We start from the raw sequence: 16,715 nt of genomic DNA, 5'->3' as shown, positions 1-16,715 counted from the left end.
CTCGTTTCGCATGTCCTCAAGATCGCCGTCCCAGCCGACGCCTTCCAGCCCGAGGAGAAACTCGCGGCTCAGCGGGACCCCGACCAGACGCCGCAGGGCCAGGTCAACGGCCTGCTTCTTGGTTGCAACACCGTATCGGCGCATCACCTCGGCGACGAGCTGGTCATCAATATCAATATTCGTCCGCGACATACACCTAGTATACACCAACTATACACCACCCCGGCGCGCTTCGACGGTTCGCCGGCCAGCACAGAGATCCTCCTCGGGCTGCGTGAAATGCAGATTTCCGTTCATCGCTCGACGACGTCGAGACCAGCCGACGGCGGGGGCAGCGCGGCCGCCGCGGCTGGAGCAAACCCAGGCTGCTGGCCGGCGTCGACCTGCGCCCTGCGAACCCAGTTCAACAGAATGGCCCCTTCACGCAGCTCGGGCGGGTAGTTGTTGGACGGACGTGTAGACGTGAGCTTCACCTTCGCCTTTCCCCGCGACGTCAAGTGTCCTGACACGCCGGGGCGATTCAGTTCGGCGTACTGGCAGAGGTCCAACGGCCCTAGAGGCTGGTTGACCGGCGGGCTAGGTTGACCGTGGGCGAGGCCGACCACCCCGGCCACAGGCTTGAGGATGTGGAGTAAGGATGCAAGCAACCTGGCAACCGCATGAGCAACACGGCACGCTCACGACGCAAAGCAACTTGCCCGATACCGTGTTCGCATTTCCGAAGCAGCGCAAAGAACCGCTCACCGACGCCACGCACGTCCGAAACGCTGTCGCGAGGTTCGATCAGGTGACCGATGTCTCCGAAGAGGACCGCGCATTGGCGTTCGCGAATATCGAGAAAGCCGCGCAGCACTACAACGTCAACCTGTCCGAAACGTCGGTGCACGACCTCGGTGTTCATCCCCAACCGCACCGCGAAGAAAGCGCGAGGAAGGGTGCCGAAACGCGGATGCGCACCGGGGAGGCGAAAGAAGCCGCGCGCAAGGGGGCGGCCACCAAAGAGCGGCTTGGCATCGCCGAAGAGGCGGCCAAGAAGGCCGCCGCAACCCGGCGCCGAGAGCGCGGCGAGTGACGACGGCTGAGTACCGCCCGGCAGAACAGCACCATCACACCCACGGCCCCGGTTGTGGGCACGCATCTGTGCTACACGCCGACCACGTGGACTATCTGCACGACGGGCATGTGCACCGGGAGCATCCCGCGCCCGACGGGGTGCACTACGACGAGTGCACTACCTGCCAATGCCCCAACTGTTCCGACTCGTGTGCAATCTGTGTTTGCGCCGATTGCACCTGCCCGAGCTGTAATCACAACACGTGTCAGTGCGCCGACTGCGCCGATGCCTGTAGCAACTGCGCCTGCTCCGATTGCACCTGTCCGACCTGCACCCACGCTGCCTGAGCACGCTGGCGCCGACGGAATCGGGAACAACGGTTAGATGTTGTTCTGCCCGGTTGTTCCCACACTGGTTGACCTGTCCAAGACGGCATCACAGCGGCCAACTTTCCGCGCCGACGTCGCCGGGCCGGCAAACACCATAAATCCGGTCGCTGCGCCGAGTGCCGAGGCCTTGAATCGGAGTCATCTCGGTTGTTTAGGGGGTACCCGCGCCGAACGGACGTGCGCCGGCTCGGCGGGTCAGTCGAACCAGCGGGATTGGCCGCATCGGACATTGAATAGCACGGCGCTCGTGCACGAGTCTCAATCCGGTGATCGCTCTTGTGGGTGGTCATGGCGACGTACGGAATTCCTTCTCAGTCCGGTAGCGTCCGGAAGTTGCTGGCGCCGTGCATTTTCCAAGAATTGCCGGCCCCACGCCCTAACACTCAGCGCCCTCCAGCTTGGTGAGCTCCCAGTCAAACCACGCACTGGCGTACCGAATCCGATTCTTGACTTCGTCGATGCTATCGGGCTCGAGAGCCAACCCGTCGACGATCTTCTCGGCCACGTGGCGAGGATGATCGCAGAGGCCTTGGGCTCCACAGCTACAGGCCAACCTGGCGTCGGGGCCAAGGCCGTCGGCGCGGTGATCGGCGACGATCTGGCGGATACGTTCGATGAGTGATCGGCGGATGTGTTCCATCGGATTTGCCATATCAATCCCTTGCTCGTGCCGCACACCAGCCGGACCGGCGGCCAGGCATAATCGCCGGACAGCCCGGTCCGCCACTGGGCGGATCAGGCCGCTTGAGTCGGCGCTCCCGGGATCACCCGCGACACTCGCTTCTCTGCGGTCCTGAGATCGTGGCGAGTTCCAAACGAGCTCAAGACCTGACGCCCGCGCCGCCGCTGCATACGGGGCGCCAATCGCGCTTCGCGTTGATCAACAACCAGACTTCTATGTCCCCGATGAACGCGTGATGCGCCGAGCGGTTCAGCTGCTTGGCCCGACCGCCGGGCGGGTCGATCGCGGGGTCACATTGCGCGTTGCCCCGACCGACATCGTTTGCGTCCAGCGGGAAGATCCGACCAAGCACGAATGGAATCGCACCCACGACCACTGGCCGCTAGCCCAGCCACTGTTCGTCGCGCTCGATCTCGCACAGGATCCGGGGCGAGGGCGAGACGTGTTCAACGACTGGACGCCGCCGGAGCCTTGGCACCGTGTCTGGTAAACCGCCCACAGTGGATTTGCTGGGCACGTCGATGTCCTCACTCATCCTCGCGATCACCGCGACAAGAGAGCTGACACAGCAAGAGGTGACCGTCATCGGTGGTCTTGCGGTCGTCTGCCGGCTCAGTACTGCGCATCGCGCGACCACCGACCTCGACATCGTTGACCGACACGGTGAAACACAGCACCCACAGCTGGAGCTCCTTATCGCCGGAACTGGGAGGCCCAGTGGCCCCAGCGGTGCGGTCGTATCAACAGCAATGGGTGATATCCAAGTCGATGTGCTCGAGGTCGCGGATTCTGACCTCGCCCGTCTGCCACAGGATCCAACCGGACGCTTGTACATACTCGCCCATGCATGGGCAGCGGACATAGCAACACCGATGATCATCCGGGCAGAGCATTTGGACGAAGCCCACGCGCGGGTGGCAGAGCCGGGTCCACTGATCGCCATCAAGCTACAGTCCACGATTGATCGCGGTGCGGACAAGGAAGGCACCGATCTCCTCCGCCCTCGACACCCTGTTCCTCGCGGCCCCAATCACGTTCAAGAATCGGCTCGTCCAATACTTCGGGCGCATCACCCGACCCCACCCCGGTAAAACAACCGCGATCGTGCACGACTACCACGACGAACTGACGCCCGTGCTCGCCTCATCGCTCCGCAAACGCGCCCCGGGCTACATCAAAATGAGCTTCCCCGACCCCAGGACTCTGACCCGATAACCGCCGCTGGTCCCGACGACCGAGACCCGCTTCCGCCTGCCACACGCGGCGATCTGAACCAGTGCCCATCGCCCTGCGTGTGTCACAAATTGTCACAACTCATCGGCTTGAGCGCGGAACACCGCACTTCGTTGGTCCAGCGGTAATGCGCAGCTCAACCAATAATTCGCCGAAATAATCGCCGGCATAGGACGCAAGCAACTTGACGCCGTGGACAAGTGCCGAAGATTCGACGAGAGTGCAGTTACACATAGATATGGGCTCTGAACTGCAGAGACGTGAGTCGGGCTGACAGGATTTGAACCTGCGACCACTTGACCCCCAGTAAATCGTGGTAGCCCATTTCCGCAGGTCGCCGGCAGTGTGCGGCGCGATCTACGCGTGCAAGACGTTCACAAACGCGCAGATCGTTCACCACCGCGCATAACGCGTGGTCCCCGACTGGTCCCCGAGTCGTCAAAATCGCCGATAACCTCGCCCGCGGTGCCACCGGCTTCCTTTGCTCCCGCGCCGTCGTGGAAGTCGCGTTCGTGAAGGAGACCGCCGCAGATATCTTCCGGGAGTCGATGTAGCGGGCGAAAGATTCGCTTCTGCCGCGGACGTCCAGCCCAAGGCGTCAGGTCCCAGGACTAACCCGGGCCAGAAAAAACGATGCGCCTGCCGCGCAAGCAATTTAACAACACTCACGGCTTTGGGGAACGGGCGACCGCGCCCCAGGTATTACGCGGACGCGGGCCGCTGCCGTGCAGCTGAGCGAGCCCGGTGATGATCAACTCCAACCCGAAGGCGAATTCGTCGGCGAGCGACACGGGCAGCAAGTCAGCGATGGCTGCGGTGGCAGGAAACACAGACGCGTCTAGACCGCGGAAGACGGCGGATAGCTGTGCGTCATCGATCTGCCGTGTGGTGCTGTCCCCGGTGAGCTGGATGGCGAAGCCCAAAACGTAACGGGCCAGCGTCGCATAGGAGCGCGCTGCCAGTTGCGGTGCGAACCCGTGGTCGAGCAACATCGCGATGCAGCGCTCCCGTTGGGCCATCGCGTTCGGCCCGATCGGTACCTGTTCGACCAACAGGGGCGACACGTTCCTATGACGGCGCAAGACGTCAAACATGTTGTGCACAAGGGTTTGACACGCTTGCTGCCAGCTCATTGCGTTGAGCCCGTCAGGGTCGAACTCGACCTCGCCGAAAACGCGGTCGACGACTTGGGCGGTCAATTCCGCCCGGCTGGCGAAGTGTCGATACAGCGTGGCCGTACCGGAATCCAAACGCTGCGCAAGTACCCGCATGGACAGGGCGTCAGCGCCTTCCTCATCGACGATCTGCAGCGCCGTCGCGACGATCCGATCCAGCGGAACAGCGGGGCGGCCGGGAGATCGTCGAATCGACGGCTCGTGTTGCCCCCCTCCGGGGCGCGCCGTTATCACAGCGGCAAGTATGACGGGCTTGACACAGCCACGCAATACCGGCAACACTGTATCCGTTATCTGGTGCTGAGAAGTTCAGCAAGAGAGAAAAGGGAGAACCGTCGTGCTGCTTCCCCTCGCGTCCGCACCATTCGCAGCGCCCACCGATCGCGACATGATCCCTTCGGAGCGGCGAGAATTCGTGCGCACTCACCGCACCTGCGTCTTCGGCTACCGCCGCCGACACGACGGGCCAGCCATGTCGATCGTGTACTACGTACCGACCGAGGAGGACGAGCTGCTGGTGTCAACGATGGCCGGGCGCGGCAAGGCGCGGGCTGCTGCCAAGGACGCAAAGGTCAGCCTCTGCGTCCTCGATGAACACTGGCCATTTGCCTATCTGCAGGTGTATGCCGACGCGGCAGTGGAGCGCGACCGTGACCTCGTAGTCGATGTGATGATGGCGGTCGCCGGCCGCATGTCGGGTCAGCAGCTCGGTGACGAAGCACGCCCTGCAGTCGAGGCGATGGCCATCGAGGAGGATCGAGTCGTCCTTCGCTGCCGCCCCTACGCAACATTCGCGCAACCGCCGCGTCACCTCCATCGCAACGACCAGGCAGAGCAAATCACTCACTGGGTGTCGGCCACCGTGCCATGGGACGCAACCGACCCGACGTGATCGGCTGGCCGGTCAGATTCGTCGGTCATGTCAGCTGAGGATGGCGGGCATCGAGTCCCAGCCGCGCACTGTCGACGTACGTGACCGGCGGCAGCTGTTGATATCGATGTCCCACTTCGGGAATCGATTTAGCACCTCGTCGAGTGCAATGCGCGCCTCCAGCCGAGCCAAGGGCGCGCCGAGGCAGAAGTGGGCACCGCGTCCAAAGGTCAAGTGGCCGACGGGTTTGCGGTGGATGTTGAAGCGGTAGGGCTCCTCGAACTGGCGCTCGTCGTGGTTCGCCGAGGCAAGCATCAACAGCATTGCGCTACCGGCCGGGACCGTCTGTCCATGGAACTCGACGTCGGCAGCGACGTACCGCGCGACGTGTGGGCCGGGGGGCTCATAGCGCAGCAACTCTTCGATAGTGTTCGGGATCAGGGAACGGTTCCCGACGATCTCCTGGCGTTGGTCCGGATGCTCGGCCAGCACCTTGCCCATCCACCCGAACAGCCGGCCGGTGGTCTCGACACCCGCACCGGCGATGACAGCCAAGAAAATCAGCAGCTCATCTTTCGTCAAGTGACGCGTCGTGTCTGCCTGGTCGGTGAACTCGACGTTCAGCAGCTCGGTGACCAGGTCGTCAGAGGGGTTCTTCTCGCGCCAGGCGACGTAATCGGCGAACATGTCGCCGTCGAAGTAGCGGTCTTTCTTCACTGGCAATGGTTCACCCGGCTTGTTGCGCAGCACCCGGTGCGCCTCGGCGCGCACCGTCGGCTGATCCGCGTCCGGGATGCCGACGAGCATGCCGATGGTCCGCATCGGCAGCTCCCCGCCAAGGTCCCGGACGAAGTCGAAGCATTCGCTGCCGACGATCGGATCGAGACATGCCACGCAGAACGCGCGGACCTTGTCTTCGAGCTCCCTCATTTTCTTCGGCATGAAGGCACGTGACACCAGCGCGCGATGGATGGTGTGCAGCGGCGGGTCCGCGTTGATGAACACGCCGGGAGGCATCACCGGATCGGTCTTGACGACTTCGAGGATGTCACCTTTTGCCGAGCTGAGCCGCTTGGGATCCCGCAGCGCCGCATCCACGTCGCCGTATCGGGAGATGCCCCAGAAGTCGTGACGCTCGTTGTAGTAGAGCGGCTCCTCGTCCCGCAGTCGGCGGTACACCGGATAGGGGTCGAGGTCGATCTCGACGTCCCACGGGTCGTAGTACAGGTCGCTCAACTACCCCTCCTCGGCGGATCTCCTGTACAACCATATAGCATTCGCTGTACGGTCGTACAGGGCGCCAGTGAGTGGCGCCGCGGGGGCTTATAGAGGAGCTGTCACGTGAACAATCGGTTTTCGCTCGACGGAAGGGTTGCCGTCATCACCGGTGGTGGCACCGGCATTGGACGGGGCGCCGCGCTGGTCCTCGCCGAGCACGGCGCGGACGTCGTGCTCGCAGCGCGTCGTCCAGAGCCTCTCGAGTTGACGGCGAAGGAGGTCGAGGCGCTCGGGCGACGCGCCCTCGCTGTGCCGACTGACGTCACGGGTGCCGCGGCGTGCCGGCAACTGGTTGACACGACACTACGGGAGTTCGGTCGCGTCGACATTCTCGTGAACAACGCCGGGGGCGCCGAAACAAAGTCGATCTCGAAGTGGCCCGACGACGATTTCGACCACGTCATTGCGCTCAACTTCGCAGCGGTCTGGCATCTTTCACGCGCCGCGGCCAAGCCGATGCTTGAACAGGGCAAGGGGGCGATCGTCAACATCTCCTCGGGAGCAAGCCTGGTCGGCATGCCGCAAGCGGCCCCGTACGGAGCCGCCAAGGCCGCGGTGAACAACCTCACAGCCTCCATGGCCGCCGCGTGGACGGGAAAGGGAATTCGAGTCAACTGCATCGCCGTCGGTGCGGTCCGCGCCGCGACGCTGATCGACGACGCCGCACGGTACGGGATCGACCCGGAATCCGTCGGAATGACCAATGCGTCGGGGCGCCTAGGCGAACCTGACGAGATCGGCTATGGCGTGCTGTTCTTCGCGTCGGACGCTGCGAGCTTCTGTTCGGGTCAGACGCTATTCATGCACGGCGGGCCGGGACCGGCGGGCATCTGAAATGACTCGGGTAGCAGTGGTGACCGGGGGTGGATCGGGTCTGGGACGGTCGATTTCCGAGCTCTTGGCGCGTGAGGACCGCCGGGTTGCGGTACTCGACGTCGACGGCAAAGCGGCCGAGAAGGTTTCGGCCGATCTGGCGGCAAGCGGAGCTTCCGCGATCGCAGTACGGGTTGACGTGTCCGATCCCGTGGCCGTAGCAGCGGCGTTCGCGACGGTGCGGGACAACCTCGGTCCAATCGAGATTTTGGTCACCAGCGCGGCGGTTGCCGGGTTCACGCGCTTCGATCAGATCCGATTCGACGAGTGGAATCGGTATCTCGCGGTCAACCTCACCGGCACGTTCCTGTGCCTGCAATCCGCTCTTCCGGACATGGTCGCGGCAGAGTGGGGCCGCATCGTCACCATCTCGTCCGCCGCCGGTCAGACCGGCTCGATACGACAAGGCCACTACTCGGCATCCAAAGGCGGTGTCATCGCCCTGACGAAAACCGTTGCGCTGGAATACGCCGCAAAGGGAATCACCGTCAACACCGTTCCGCCTTTCACGGTCGACACCCCGATGTTGCGCGAAGCTCAACGCGCCAAAAAGCTTCCGCCGAGCGAGATCCTGGCCAAGGCGATTCCGGCGGGCCGGCTGGGCACCGGCGAGGATATCGCGGCGATTTGCGCGTTCTTATGCTCAGACTCCGCGAGTTACATCACCGGGCAGGTCATCGGCGTCAATGGCGGCGCAGTGATCTGAGCTCGACTGTCCGCTTCATCTACGCCCCGACTACAGGCTCCTCCCCCACCAGGGTGGTGCGGTGCATGAGCCGCACCGACGTGGGCTCAAACGCCAACGCGCGGTGGAGCATACCGGTGTTATCCCACATCACGAGGTCGCCCTGACGCAACGTATGACGAAGGGTGATTGAGGTTGCGTCGACCAATCCAGAAGCCGGTCCAGCAGCGCGCGTCCCTTCTTCGTCGGCCAGCCGACGATCTCGGCCGCGGTGGCACCGAGAAGCAGCGACTGGCGCCCGTTATGGCGCGTCCACACCAGGGGATGCACTCGGACTGGGACGCGGTCCCATGACCGACGTTGGTCCTCAGTTGCGTCAGGGTTGGCTAGCGACTGCGCGTGCGCGAAACTGTGCATCACCTGCAGGTCGGCGATCTCGGCGCGCTCGGCGTCGCCCAAGGCGGCGTAGGCGGCATAGGTGTTGGCGAACTCGGTGTCGCCGCCGGCCGGATCTACTGCACGGGCGGTCAGAAGCGTTGCCTTTTGCGGGTATTCATCGATGGCACCGTCGATATGCCAATGGAAATTGCCCTGCCGGTACGAGGCCAACAGCGCGTTGGTCTTGGCTGGATCCAAAGTGATGGTTTGAATTTCGGGGTATTGGTGTTCGCCGGTTGGTTGCACGACCAGCTTCCCGAGCAGCCGGCTGAAAGCCGGCAGTTGTTCGTCGCTGATGTTGATCTCGCGGTAGACCACGACGCCATGTTCGTCGAGGGCATGCTGCGCATCCGAGGCGTTCCGGGGATCGACCAACTGATCCGCGGTCATGCCAGTGATCTCGAGACCGACGGTGGGCGTAATTGCATTGATGGTGAACGGCATGATCTGCTCCTTTACTACGACACCAGCTCGCGCAATAGATTGGTCGTCCGCTGCGTCGACGTGCGTTTGTCGTCACCGACGGGAAACACCGCCGCCCAGATGTCGGTGGCGCCGGCATCCAGCAGCGAGTGCAGCTGCGCCCGCACTGATGCCTCGTCTCCGACGATCGCAGCCTCGGCGGGGTGGCCCGCACCACCGATCTGCAGAATACGTTGATAGTTGGCCATCCCCGAGTACATGGTCGAGGTTGCCGCGGCGGCCGCACGCGCCTCAGCTTCGTCGTCGTGGACCGCCACGGGCAGGCCGGCGACGACCCGCGGAGCAGGACGCCCAGCCGCGGATGCGGCGGCCCGCAAACGTGGGACCACATGGGTGGCGATGGCCGGCGGGGGTGCCATCCACAGCACGACTCCATCGGCCAGCTCTCCTGCAACGCGCAGCAGCCGCGGACCCAACGCCGCAACCAAAACCGGCACCCGCTGTTGAGGTTTCACCCCACGTCCCTGCGTGTGGGCCGACCAGTCTTGTCCGTCGAGATCGACATCATCGCCGCGTAGCAGCGCGGTGAGGATCCGCAGGTACTCTTCCGTGTTTCGTCCAGGGTGGTCATAGGACAGCCCGTACACACCGCGGACGAGCGGCTCGTGTGAGGGCCCGATCCCGAGGGTGAAGCCGGGACGGCCCATGGCGTCGACCACCGAGGCGATTCGTTTGGCCTGCAGCAGCGGATGGCAGGGATAGGTTTGCAGCACTGCCGTGCCCAGCTCAATCGTCGTAGTCTGCTTACCCGCTAACGCCATTGCGACCAACGGGTCCCCGCAAACTTCGCTTGCGTACCACAGCGCGCTGAACCCGTCAGCTTCGACCCGCTGGGCCTGCGCGACAATCCGCTCGGTCGAGGAACCGCCGCCAGTCAGACCAATCCGCATGCTGTACGATAGTACAGCATGCGTTAGATGCCGCTATAAGCGGGGCCGACGACCGCCGGTCGATGTCTCGCGCCGACGGGCATGGGGCTTGGGCTCTATTGAATCGAAGTATTTCTCGAACGCCGTGACGAGTTGGCGGTGACCCATGCTGACGTCAATACCGTCCTCCAGGCTGAGGTACTTGGGCATGCTCGTAAGCAACAGCACCATGGCGTCGGGTGTGAACCGGCCGTCGAGAAACTTGATATCGCCGTATTTCCTTGCCAGAGAATGAAGTTGAGCCCGGCGAATCCGCTCCGTTCCTTCGGTGATCTCGGCGCGCACCGCTGACCGGTGGTTGCCCAGTGCCATGAGTTCCATGCTCAGCGCGCCGGCGGCCTCGCTTCGGCTGTACTCCCACAGCACCCGCAGCGGCTCGTCTGGGCGGCGCTGCAGTGCGTCATTCCAGCGTTCGGTATCGCGCTCTACCAGGCGCCTGATCATGGCCACGAACAAGCTGTCGAGCGTCGGAAAATAGTACTGAACGAGGCTCGCGGTGACGCCAGCCTTCGCGGCCACCACACGGTAGCTGACACCGGCGTAGCCCTCGTCAAGTAGCAGGTGCTCGACACAGTCGAGCAGCACGTCTCGCGTCTTCGAGTTTTCGGCACCCACTCGCCGATTGGTCGCCGTGGCACCCACCTCCCCGTTCCATATCGCGAAGGCCGGCTGTGCCGACCCTTGACGCTACTGTACGCTCGTACAGGCCTCGGCCGCCGGCGGCGTTTGGGCGTCTTGAAGGCTACGTCACGCGTGTCATTTCAGAAAGGATTCGGGATGGAAACCGAGCTAACCGCTCTGCGGCGGGATGTCGCCTACCTGATGGATCGCACGTCGATCATGGACTGCGTCGCCGGTCATGCTCGCGGTTCCGACCGCCACGACGTGGACCTGATCACCGCGGCGTACCACAGCGATGGAATTGACGAACACGGCAGCGTGACCAACCTCGACGCCGAATACGGTGATTGGGCCAATCGCACCCATGCGGCGACCTCACAGGTCCACACACACAACATCACTACTCACAGTTGCGAGATCGACGGCGACACCGCCCACGCCGAGAGCTACGTCATCGTGGTGTTGCTCAGTCTCGACGGCCGAACCGCTCAGTTCATCAGCGGTCGATATGTCGACCGCCTGGAGCGGCGTGACGGACAGTGGCGCATAGCAGTTCGCAGATCAACGGTCGATGTGATGTTTTTGGCCGACGCATCGGTGCTGCAATCGTCGTTCTTCAAGGACGCTGGCTATCCGGTAGGCACTCGCGACCGGACTGACCTGTCCTACCAGCGTCCGCTATCAATCGACACGCCGGCACCGAAACGATGGTAGGTCGCCAGGGATCCGCATCTTCAACCGGTGATGCCCTCTCGTAGGTCGTCGTCGAGATCGATGCTCCACCATCCACGCGATCGTCGCGTACGCACCGGCGGTGAAGATAACGTCGAGAACCTGCCGAGCGTCCAAGTGCTCGACCAGCACCGCCCACGTCTCGTCCGCGATAAAGCCGTCGCGCTCGAGTTCGCCGACGGCGCGCAACACACTTGCGTCGAGCTCGTCCCAAATCGGCGCATCTGGTCCCTAAGCGATCCAGGCGATTTCGAGATCGGTTAAACCTGCGTCGCGCGCCAAGAACACGTGCTGCGCCCACTCGTAGCTGGACTGCCGTAACACGGCCACGCGCATGATGACCAATTCGCGCTGACGTGCGGTCAGGGTTGTGGCCCGCAGAAGATGGCCGTTGAGCGTGAAGACCGCCTTCACAAGGGCTGGATGGTGCGCGAGCGCACCGAGGATGTTGGCCCCCTGACGACGGCGGTCTCCGGTCAATGAATGCCGGGGCGCAGGCGGAGTCATCGCCGCTAACGCATCGCGCATCCCGGGCGGCCAGTCCTTCACCGGTAGCGGTTCCATCCGTGCCATCGGGTCAGCCCTCTATCGTTCGGCCGGGCACGCGCCGCGCGACCAGCTTGAAATCGGTTTTCCCACAAAGTCCCTTAGGTCGCTGCGCGACGATTCTTGCGCTATACGACCGTATAGACTATACAAGTGTACAGATTGTAAACGCCGACCCACCGCCTCGACCAAAAGGGAACAGCTGTGGAAAGCGTCGACGGGGAAGCTGGATCGGCCGCAGGCGCGGTGGACTTGGAAGCCGCCGACTTTTTCACCGACACGAAGTTGGTGAGCGACCCGTACCCATATTTCGATGCGCTGCGGTCGCGTTGCCCGGTGCACCCGGTGGCGCATCCGGGTGTGGTGGCGGTGACCGGTTACGACGAAGCGGTGGAGGTATATAAGGACGCATCGACCTTCTCGTCATGCAACTCCGTGGGTGGGCCCTACCCGCCACTGCAGGTGCCATCCGAGGCGACCGACGTCGCCGATGTCATCGAGGCGCACCGTGATCAGTGGCCGATGAACGAGTTCATGGTCACGATGGACGGTGCGGCTCACGAAACCCAGCGTGGCCTGCTGCGGCGCCTGCTGACCCCGCGTCGGCTCAAAGAGAACGAGGCAGCGTTGGCCGGCATCGCCGATCGCTGCATCGACGAGTTCATCGGCACAGGCCGCTGTGAAGTCGTCACCGACTACGGCAAACCGTTCACCACGTTGGCGATCGTCGACCTACTGGGTGTGCCCGAAGAGGACCGCGACGAGGTCCGCGAGGTCTTGGCGGGCAGCACCATCGCCGTCGTCGGTGCCGAGCAGACCCTGGCCGTCAACCCGCTGGAATTCTTGTTCGCAAAGTTCCGGTCCTATCTCGAGGATCGGCGACGGGAACCCCGTGACGATGTCCTCACCCAACTGGCCACCGCCACATATGAAGACGGCTCACTGCCCGACCTCGATGCGATCGTGCGCACCGCCACATTCCTGTTCGGAGCGGGCCAAGACACCTCGGCGCGCATGCTGTGCGCCGCGCTTCGGATCATCGCTGACGACAGGGAAATTCAAGATCGCCTACGCAGCGATCGTCGTCTGATTCCCGAGTTCATCGAAGAAGTGCTGCGCCTGGAAAGCCCGACGATGAGCGACTTCCGGATGACCCGGGTCGCCACCACTCTGGGCGGGGTGGACATTTCGGCCGGGACTACGGTGATGATCCACCCGGGTGCAGCCAATCGCGACGAGCGCCGTTTCCAACAGCCCAACGAGTGCCAACTGGGTCGTGACAACGTGCGCGAACATATCGCTTTCGGCCGCGGCGCACATTCCTGCCCGGGCGGTCCGTTGGCCCGCGCCGAGGCGCGCGTCACGCTGGGACGTTTCCTCGATCGCACGCGCGAGATCTCGATCTCGGAACCCGAGCACGGCCCCCCGGGGCAGCGGCATTTCGACTACGACCCTACCTTCATCGTGCGCGGACTGAGCAACCTGCACATCACCTTCACGCCAGCCGACTGACACGGCTGATCCCTCGAGAGAAGAGGAACCATGAGCAGAGTTGCCGTGGTGACCGGCAGCGCCTCCGGCATCGGCCAGGCGATCAGCCAACGTTTGGCCAAGCACGGGAACAAGGTGGCCATCTTCGATCAGCAAGGCGACGCGCTGAAGGCGCAGTTGTCGGCTCTGCAGGACAACGGCTTTCAGGCCCTCGCGTTCGAGGTCGACGTCACCGACCGGCCCGCGGTCGACTCCGCGATAGCCTCGGTCCGTGACGAGTTCGGGCCTATTCAAATAGCCGTGACCAGCGCCGGCGTCACCGCATTCGAGCCGTTCACCGATATCACCCTAGATCAGTGGAACCGCACGTTGGCAATCAATCTGACCGGAACGTTCAACTGCGTGCAGGAGGCGATCCCCGACATGATCAGCGCCGGCTGGGGCCGGGTCGTGACGATCTCCTCCACCGCCGGCCAAACGGGCGCCCCCAACCAAGCCGACTATGTCGCCTCCAAAGGGGGCGTCATCGCGTTAACCAAGGCGCTGGCGTTCGAATTCGCATCGCACGGCATCACGGTGAACACGATTCCGCCCGGACTGGTCGATACACCCATGGCGCGCAGCGCCGAAGAACAAGGCAAGTTGCCCAGTGTCAAGGACCTCGGAGCCATAATGCCGCTCAAACGCGTCGCTACCGCGGAGGACATCGCGGCCGCGTGTAACTTCCTGTGCTCCCAAGAAGCCGGCTACATCACCGGAGCGCAGATCAACGTCAACGGCGGGGTGTACATGTGACACCTCCACCCGCCATCACAGTCCATGTCGACACCAGCTGTGCCGCCAGCATCCCTATTATCGAAGGAGATCGGCCGTGGACGAAATCGGGCCGTTGACGCGAAAAGTCATGCAGTATCAAGACACCGTGCGGCAGTTGGTGCCGACGGTGAAGACACCAGAAGACTGGGCGCCACTGGCCTCTCTGATCGCAATCGACCGGTTTGAACGGATCGGGACATTCCTCGACGTCCAAAACTGGCAGCAATACACGGAGATGTTGTCGGGATGGGCCCAATCAGTCGATTCTTCGAAACGACCGTCCGACGCGTGTCCGAGCTGCCAGAGCTCGTTTACTTCGAGATCGAAGAGCGGCACTTCTTCGGTGGCAGTGCGCACGTGGTGAACTCGATGACTGTGTTCGAATTCGACGCTGACGCCAAGATCTGCCACGTCGACGTTTACCTGCAACAAGCTGGCTGAGGTCCACAGTCCCGCGCACCGGGATGCCGGAAGGCATCGCCACGGACTGGCATTTTGGCCCCGCGTAGCAGTATGACCGTCGATCGATCGGACGACCAGCTCGAGGTAGTGCTGGGCGACCTCAAGATCGTCTGCAAACCCGGAGATGACGTAGCACTTCACGTTGGAAGACAAGCAATCTGGAATCTCGGCAGTGTTTCGTCCACGCCGGCAAAAGGATTTCCACCCTGGTACGGCAAGGTGTCGAGCCGCAGGCCTACACACCGCATGCCAGTCGCCCACGGGTAGTTCTGGTCAGGCCCTCGACAGAAGGCACCCTGACGGTGTGGCAGCGGGCCGCTAACGCTTTGTGGTCGCTTTGGTCACGAATATTGGCCAGCAATGCCGGTCCGGCGAAGACGGTGGTTGGATCGGGCAAGCGGCCTATCTGAGACGAGGGCCCGGAGGTTTGCGATATGGGGTTGCTCGGACCGACACATCTGATTGCTCTGCTCCTCGCGGTCGCCATCATTGCCGCGATATGTGGATTCATCGCATCAGCTGTTGCGCGGAGAAACAGGCGACGCGCACGCGGGTTCTTCCTTTTGGGCTTCTTCTGTGGATTGATGACGGGCGCGATCCTGCGCGGAAGGCGTCGCGGCCTGAACGCGCTCGGAGCCGTCGCCCGGTGCGCTGATGTCTGTCCATGGCGGGCCGGGATAGCCGGGATAGGTCGTGGCATTGGTCGTTTCGCTGTTCGCGGGCTCACTTTTGCGGCATCATGTGTTCGACTGGGATTGTGGCCGCCGCAGTGGCACCGCCAGATGAGCCAGCGGCTCTCGCTGGGATCCGGGCCATCACTAGCCCGTTTGTTGACGGGATCGACGCCCAAGCTCAGATTAAGACCCTGACCAGCAATTTTGTTGTAGAGCTGCCGGGAATCGGACCCGCCGCAAAAGGCGGCGTGACCTGCGGAAACGCTCAATTTGACGACGCGAGATAACGCGAAACGACGTGAGGCGACCCGCGGATACACCGAAAGGTGTTGACGCGCCGGATGCCTCGTGCGGGATATCAACACCGAGTAGTGGATCTGGACAGTGCGCCGCCAAACAACCCCCTCCCCTGGCGGCCTGGTGGACAAGAACACCAAGGGCAAGCGGGCCCGGGAGGTTCCTTTGATCGACGGCATCCGCGACCTCGTGAACCGGCGCATTGACCTTGCCCGTCGGGATCCCGATGCTCGGCTGTTCACCGGTCCCCGAGGCGGACGCATTAGCACCGCCACCCTGCGCGACGCCACGTCATGGGACGATGTGGTCACAGAGCTGGGGTACGAGCACCTGAAGCGTCACGGCTTGCGGCATACGGGGCTGACGTGGATGGCCGACGCCGGCGTGCCATTACACAGCCTGCGAAAGATCGCCGGCCACGGCACCCTGACCACCACCCAGCGTTACCTACATCCCGACCGGCAGTCCCTCACCAACGCCGGGGAACTGCTCTCTCGGCACTTGTGGTCCCCAAATGGTCCCCAACTTCGCGTCGTTCAGTAGGGTAACTATCACGTCGTTGCAGATCAGCCCATATTTTCTTCGGTCGGGCTGACAGGATTTGAACCTGCGACCACTTGACCCCCAGTCGGACAGCGGGTGAATTTGGTTGTCTCGCAATGACTCTCGAACCGGCCTGACCAGTGGAAATCGTCTCAAGCCGTCCCCCGTCAACTCTCCGAACTCGCACCTAGTGTGACAAGACCGTGACAACGTCCGCGCCGACCCTCTCTGCCAACCTGGGTTGAGGCACCTGCCCCCTGACAATTAGTGACCCGAGGGCGGGGATGGAGAACTTCCCCGAGGATGACGAACAAGGTGACCACATTGGTCCGAGCGACCGGGATCGAAGATCCTGGTCGGATGAGCGGTGCTGGAACGAAACGTCCCGACCCTGAGGTGCCCGAGCGTGCCCGGCGCCGGACGTTCGTCGCGAAGTACAAGCT

19 protein-coding genes and 1 pseudogene are annotated in these 16,715 nt (G+C 63.1%); 11 read left to right on the top strand and 9 right to left on the bottom strand.

What is annotated here, in order from left to right:
- Both VKI00_RS23615 and VKI00_RS23610 read right to left on the bottom strand, forming a co-directional pair.
- Nucleotides 1-192: type II toxin-antitoxin system VapB family antitoxin (locus VKI00_RS23615; RefSeq protein ID WP_324441794.1), on the bottom strand; the 192-nt coding region annotated here is incomplete at its 3' end.
- Nucleotides 193-293: 101 nt separating this feature from the next.
- Nucleotides 294-473, bottom strand: coding sequence for a hypothetical protein (locus tag VKI00_RS23610; RefSeq protein WP_324441792.1), 180 nt, complete (start codon nucleotides 471-473; stop codon nucleotides 294-296).
- Between the two features lie 164 nt (nucleotides 474-637).
- Here VKI00_RS23610 and VKI00_RS23605 point away from each other — a divergent pair, with 164 nt between their 5' ends.
- On the top strand, nucleotides 638-1,072 hold the full coding sequence (locus tag VKI00_RS23605; protein ID WP_324441790.1) for a DUF6582 domain-containing protein: 435 nt from the start codon (nucleotides 638-640) through the stop codon (nucleotides 1,070-1,072).
- A gap of 747 nt (nucleotides 1,073-1,819) precedes the next feature.
- Here the strand turns inward: VKI00_RS23605 and VKI00_RS23600 are convergent.
- A complete protein-coding gene (locus tag VKI00_RS23600) occupies nucleotides 1,820-2,095 on the bottom strand; it encodes a hypothetical protein (protein ID WP_324441788.1) in 276 nt (91 codons plus the stop codon).
- 265 nt (nucleotides 2,096-2,360) lie between these two features.
- Here VKI00_RS23600 and VKI00_RS23595 point away from each other — a divergent pair, with 265 nt between their 5' ends.
- Both VKI00_RS23595 and VKI00_RS23590 read left to right on the top strand, forming a co-directional pair.
- The gene (locus VKI00_RS23595; protein ID WP_324441786.1) at nucleotides 2,361-2,615 is read left to right on the top strand and encodes a hypothetical protein; all 255 of its coding nucleotides are present in this window, start codon (nucleotides 2,361-2,363) and stop codon (nucleotides 2,613-2,615) included.
- Nucleotides 2,616-3,094: 479 nt separating this feature from the next.
- A complete protein-coding gene (locus VKI00_RS23590; RefSeq protein WP_324441784.1) occupies nucleotides 3,095-3,340 on the top strand; it encodes a hypothetical protein in 246 nt (81 codons plus the stop codon).
- 683 nt (nucleotides 3,341-4,023) lie between these two features.
- On the opposite strand, the gene VKI00_RS23585 is transcribed toward VKI00_RS23590, so the two are convergent.
- Nucleotides 4,024-4,692, bottom strand: coding sequence for a TetR/AcrR family transcriptional regulator (locus VKI00_RS23585; RefSeq protein ID WP_324441796.1), 669 nt, complete (start codon nucleotides 4,690-4,692; stop codon nucleotides 4,024-4,026).
- 178 nt (nucleotides 4,693-4,870) lie between these two features.
- Here VKI00_RS23585 and VKI00_RS23580 point away from each other — a divergent pair, with 178 nt between their 5' ends.
- Nucleotides 4,871-5,425 carry a pyridoxamine 5'-phosphate oxidase family protein gene (locus VKI00_RS23580; protein WP_324441782.1) on the top strand — a complete coding sequence of 185 codons (555 nt, stop codon included), beginning with the start codon at nucleotides 4,871-4,873 and terminating at the stop codon, nucleotides 5,423-5,425.
- Nucleotides 5,426-5,455: 30 nt separating this feature from the next.
- Here VKI00_RS23580 and VKI00_RS23575 read toward each other — a convergent pair whose 3' ends face one another.
- On the bottom strand, nucleotides 5,456-6,640 hold the full coding sequence (locus tag VKI00_RS23575) for a cytochrome P450 (protein ID WP_324441780.1): 1,185 nt from the start codon (nucleotides 6,638-6,640) through the stop codon (nucleotides 5,456-5,458).
- Nucleotides 6,641-6,745: 105 nt separating this feature from the next.
- Between VKI00_RS23575 and VKI00_RS23570 the strand changes: the two genes are divergently transcribed.
- Both VKI00_RS23570 and VKI00_RS23565 read left to right on the top strand, forming a co-directional pair.
- Nucleotides 6,746-7,516 carry an SDR family oxidoreductase gene (locus VKI00_RS23570; protein ID WP_324441778.1) on the top strand — a complete coding sequence of 257 codons (771 nt, stop codon included), beginning with the start codon at nucleotides 6,746-6,748 and terminating at the stop codon, nucleotides 7,514-7,516.
- Between the two features lies 1 nt (nucleotide 7,517).
- A complete protein-coding gene (locus VKI00_RS23565; RefSeq protein WP_324441776.1) occupies nucleotides 7,518-8,261 on the top strand; it encodes an SDR family NAD(P)-dependent oxidoreductase in 744 nt (247 codons plus the stop codon).
- A 19-nt stretch (nucleotides 8,262-8,280) separates the two neighbouring features.
- Here the strand turns inward: VKI00_RS23565 and VKI00_RS23560 are convergent.
- The 3 genes and pseudogenes from VKI00_RS23560 to VKI00_RS23550 form a co-directional block, all read right to left on the bottom strand.
- A pseudogene (locus VKI00_RS23560) lies at nucleotides 8,281-9,068 on the bottom strand (TauD/TfdA dioxygenase family protein).
- A gap of 68 nt (nucleotides 9,069-9,136) precedes the next feature.
- Nucleotides 9,137-10,051, bottom strand: coding sequence for a TIGR03564 family F420-dependent LLM class oxidoreductase (locus tag VKI00_RS23555; RefSeq protein ID WP_324441774.1), 915 nt, complete (start codon nucleotides 10,049-10,051; stop codon nucleotides 9,137-9,139).
- Nucleotides 10,052-10,084: 33 nt separating this feature from the next.
- Nucleotides 10,085-10,732 (bottom strand): TetR/AcrR family transcriptional regulator, encoded by a 648-nt coding sequence (locus VKI00_RS23550; protein WP_324441772.1) that lies wholly within the window; start codon nucleotides 10,730-10,732, stop codon nucleotides 10,085-10,087.
- 135 nt (nucleotides 10,733-10,867) lie between these two features.
- Here VKI00_RS23550 and VKI00_RS23545 point away from each other — a divergent pair, with 135 nt between their 5' ends.
- Entirely contained in the window at nucleotides 10,868-11,425 is a 558-nt protein-coding gene (locus VKI00_RS23545; RefSeq protein WP_324441770.1) for a nuclear transport factor 2 family protein, read from the top strand.
- A 249-nt stretch (nucleotides 11,426-11,674) separates the two neighbouring features.
- Here VKI00_RS23545 and VKI00_RS23540 read toward each other — a convergent pair whose 3' ends face one another.
- Nucleotides 11,675-12,016, bottom strand: a complete 342-nt coding sequence (locus VKI00_RS23540) for a carboxymuconolactone decarboxylase family protein (RefSeq protein WP_324441768.1) — start codon at nucleotides 12,014-12,016, stop codon at nucleotides 11,675-11,677.
- 177 nt (nucleotides 12,017-12,193) lie between these two features.
- Between VKI00_RS23540 and VKI00_RS23535 the strand changes: the two genes are divergently transcribed.
- The 4 genes from VKI00_RS23535 (at nucleotide 12,194) to VKI00_RS23520 (ending at nucleotide 16,272) form a co-directional block, all read left to right on the top strand.
- The gene (locus VKI00_RS23535) at nucleotides 12,194-13,501 is read left to right on the top strand and encodes a cytochrome P450 (RefSeq protein WP_324441766.1); all 1,308 of its coding nucleotides are present in this window, start codon (nucleotides 12,194-12,196) and stop codon (nucleotides 13,499-13,501) included.
- A gap of 30 nt (nucleotides 13,502-13,531) precedes the next feature.
- Entirely contained in the window at nucleotides 13,532-14,275 is a 744-nt protein-coding gene (locus VKI00_RS23530) for an SDR family NAD(P)-dependent oxidoreductase (protein ID WP_324441764.1), read from the top strand.
- 309 nt (nucleotides 14,276-14,584) lie between these two features.
- Entirely contained in the window at nucleotides 14,585-14,737 is a 153-nt protein-coding gene (locus VKI00_RS23525) for a hypothetical protein (RefSeq protein WP_324441762.1), read from the top strand.
- Nucleotides 14,738-15,816: 1,079 nt separating this feature from the next.
- Entirely contained in the window at nucleotides 15,817-16,272 is a 456-nt protein-coding gene (locus VKI00_RS23520) for a tyrosine-type recombinase/integrase (RefSeq protein WP_324441760.1), read from the top strand.
- Nucleotides 16,273-16,715: the final 443 nt, after the last annotated feature.

The sequence above is a fragment of the Mycobacterium sp. genome (assembly GCF_035314665.1).
Lineage (GTDB): Bacteria > Actinomycetota > Actinomycetes > Mycobacteriales > Mycobacteriaceae > Mycobacterium.
The sequence above is the reverse complement of the archived record's forward strand: the minus strand, read 5'-3'. Positions and strand labels throughout refer to the sequence as shown.

What these genes read in the sequence shown, in the direction of transcription:
- VKI00_RS23600 (WP_324441788.1), bottom strand. Translation starts at nt 2,095, where the DNA reads ATGGCAAATCCGATGGAACACATCCGCCGATCACTCATCGAACGTATC.
- VKI00_RS23565 (WP_324441776.1), top strand. Translation starts at nt 7,518, where the DNA reads ATGACTCGGGTAGCAGTGGTGACCGGGGGTGGATCGGGTCTGGGACGG.
- VKI00_RS23530 (WP_324441764.1), top strand. Translation starts at nt 13,532, where the DNA reads ATGAGCAGAGTTGCCGTGGTGACCGGCAGCGCCTCCGGCATCGGCCAG.
- VKI00_RS23545 (WP_324441770.1), top strand. Translation starts at nt 10,868, where the DNA reads ATGGAAACCGAGCTAACCGCTCTGCGGCGGGATGTCGCCTACCTGATG.
- VKI00_RS23605 (WP_324441790.1), top strand. Translation starts at nt 638, where the DNA reads ATGCAAGCAACCTGGCAACCGCATGAGCAACACGGCACGCTCACGACG.
- VKI00_RS23555 (WP_324441774.1), bottom strand. Translation starts at nt 10,051, where the DNA reads ATGCGGATTGGTCTGACTGGCGGCGGTTCCTCGACCGAGCGGATTGTC.
- VKI00_RS23540 (WP_324441768.1), bottom strand. Translation starts at nt 12,016, where the DNA reads ATGGCACGGATGGAACCGCTACCGGTGAAGGACTGGCCGCCCGGGATG.
- VKI00_RS23595 (WP_324441786.1), top strand. Translation starts at nt 2,361, where the DNA reads ATGCGCCGAGCGGTTCAGCTGCTTGGCCCGACCGCCGGGCGGGTCGAT.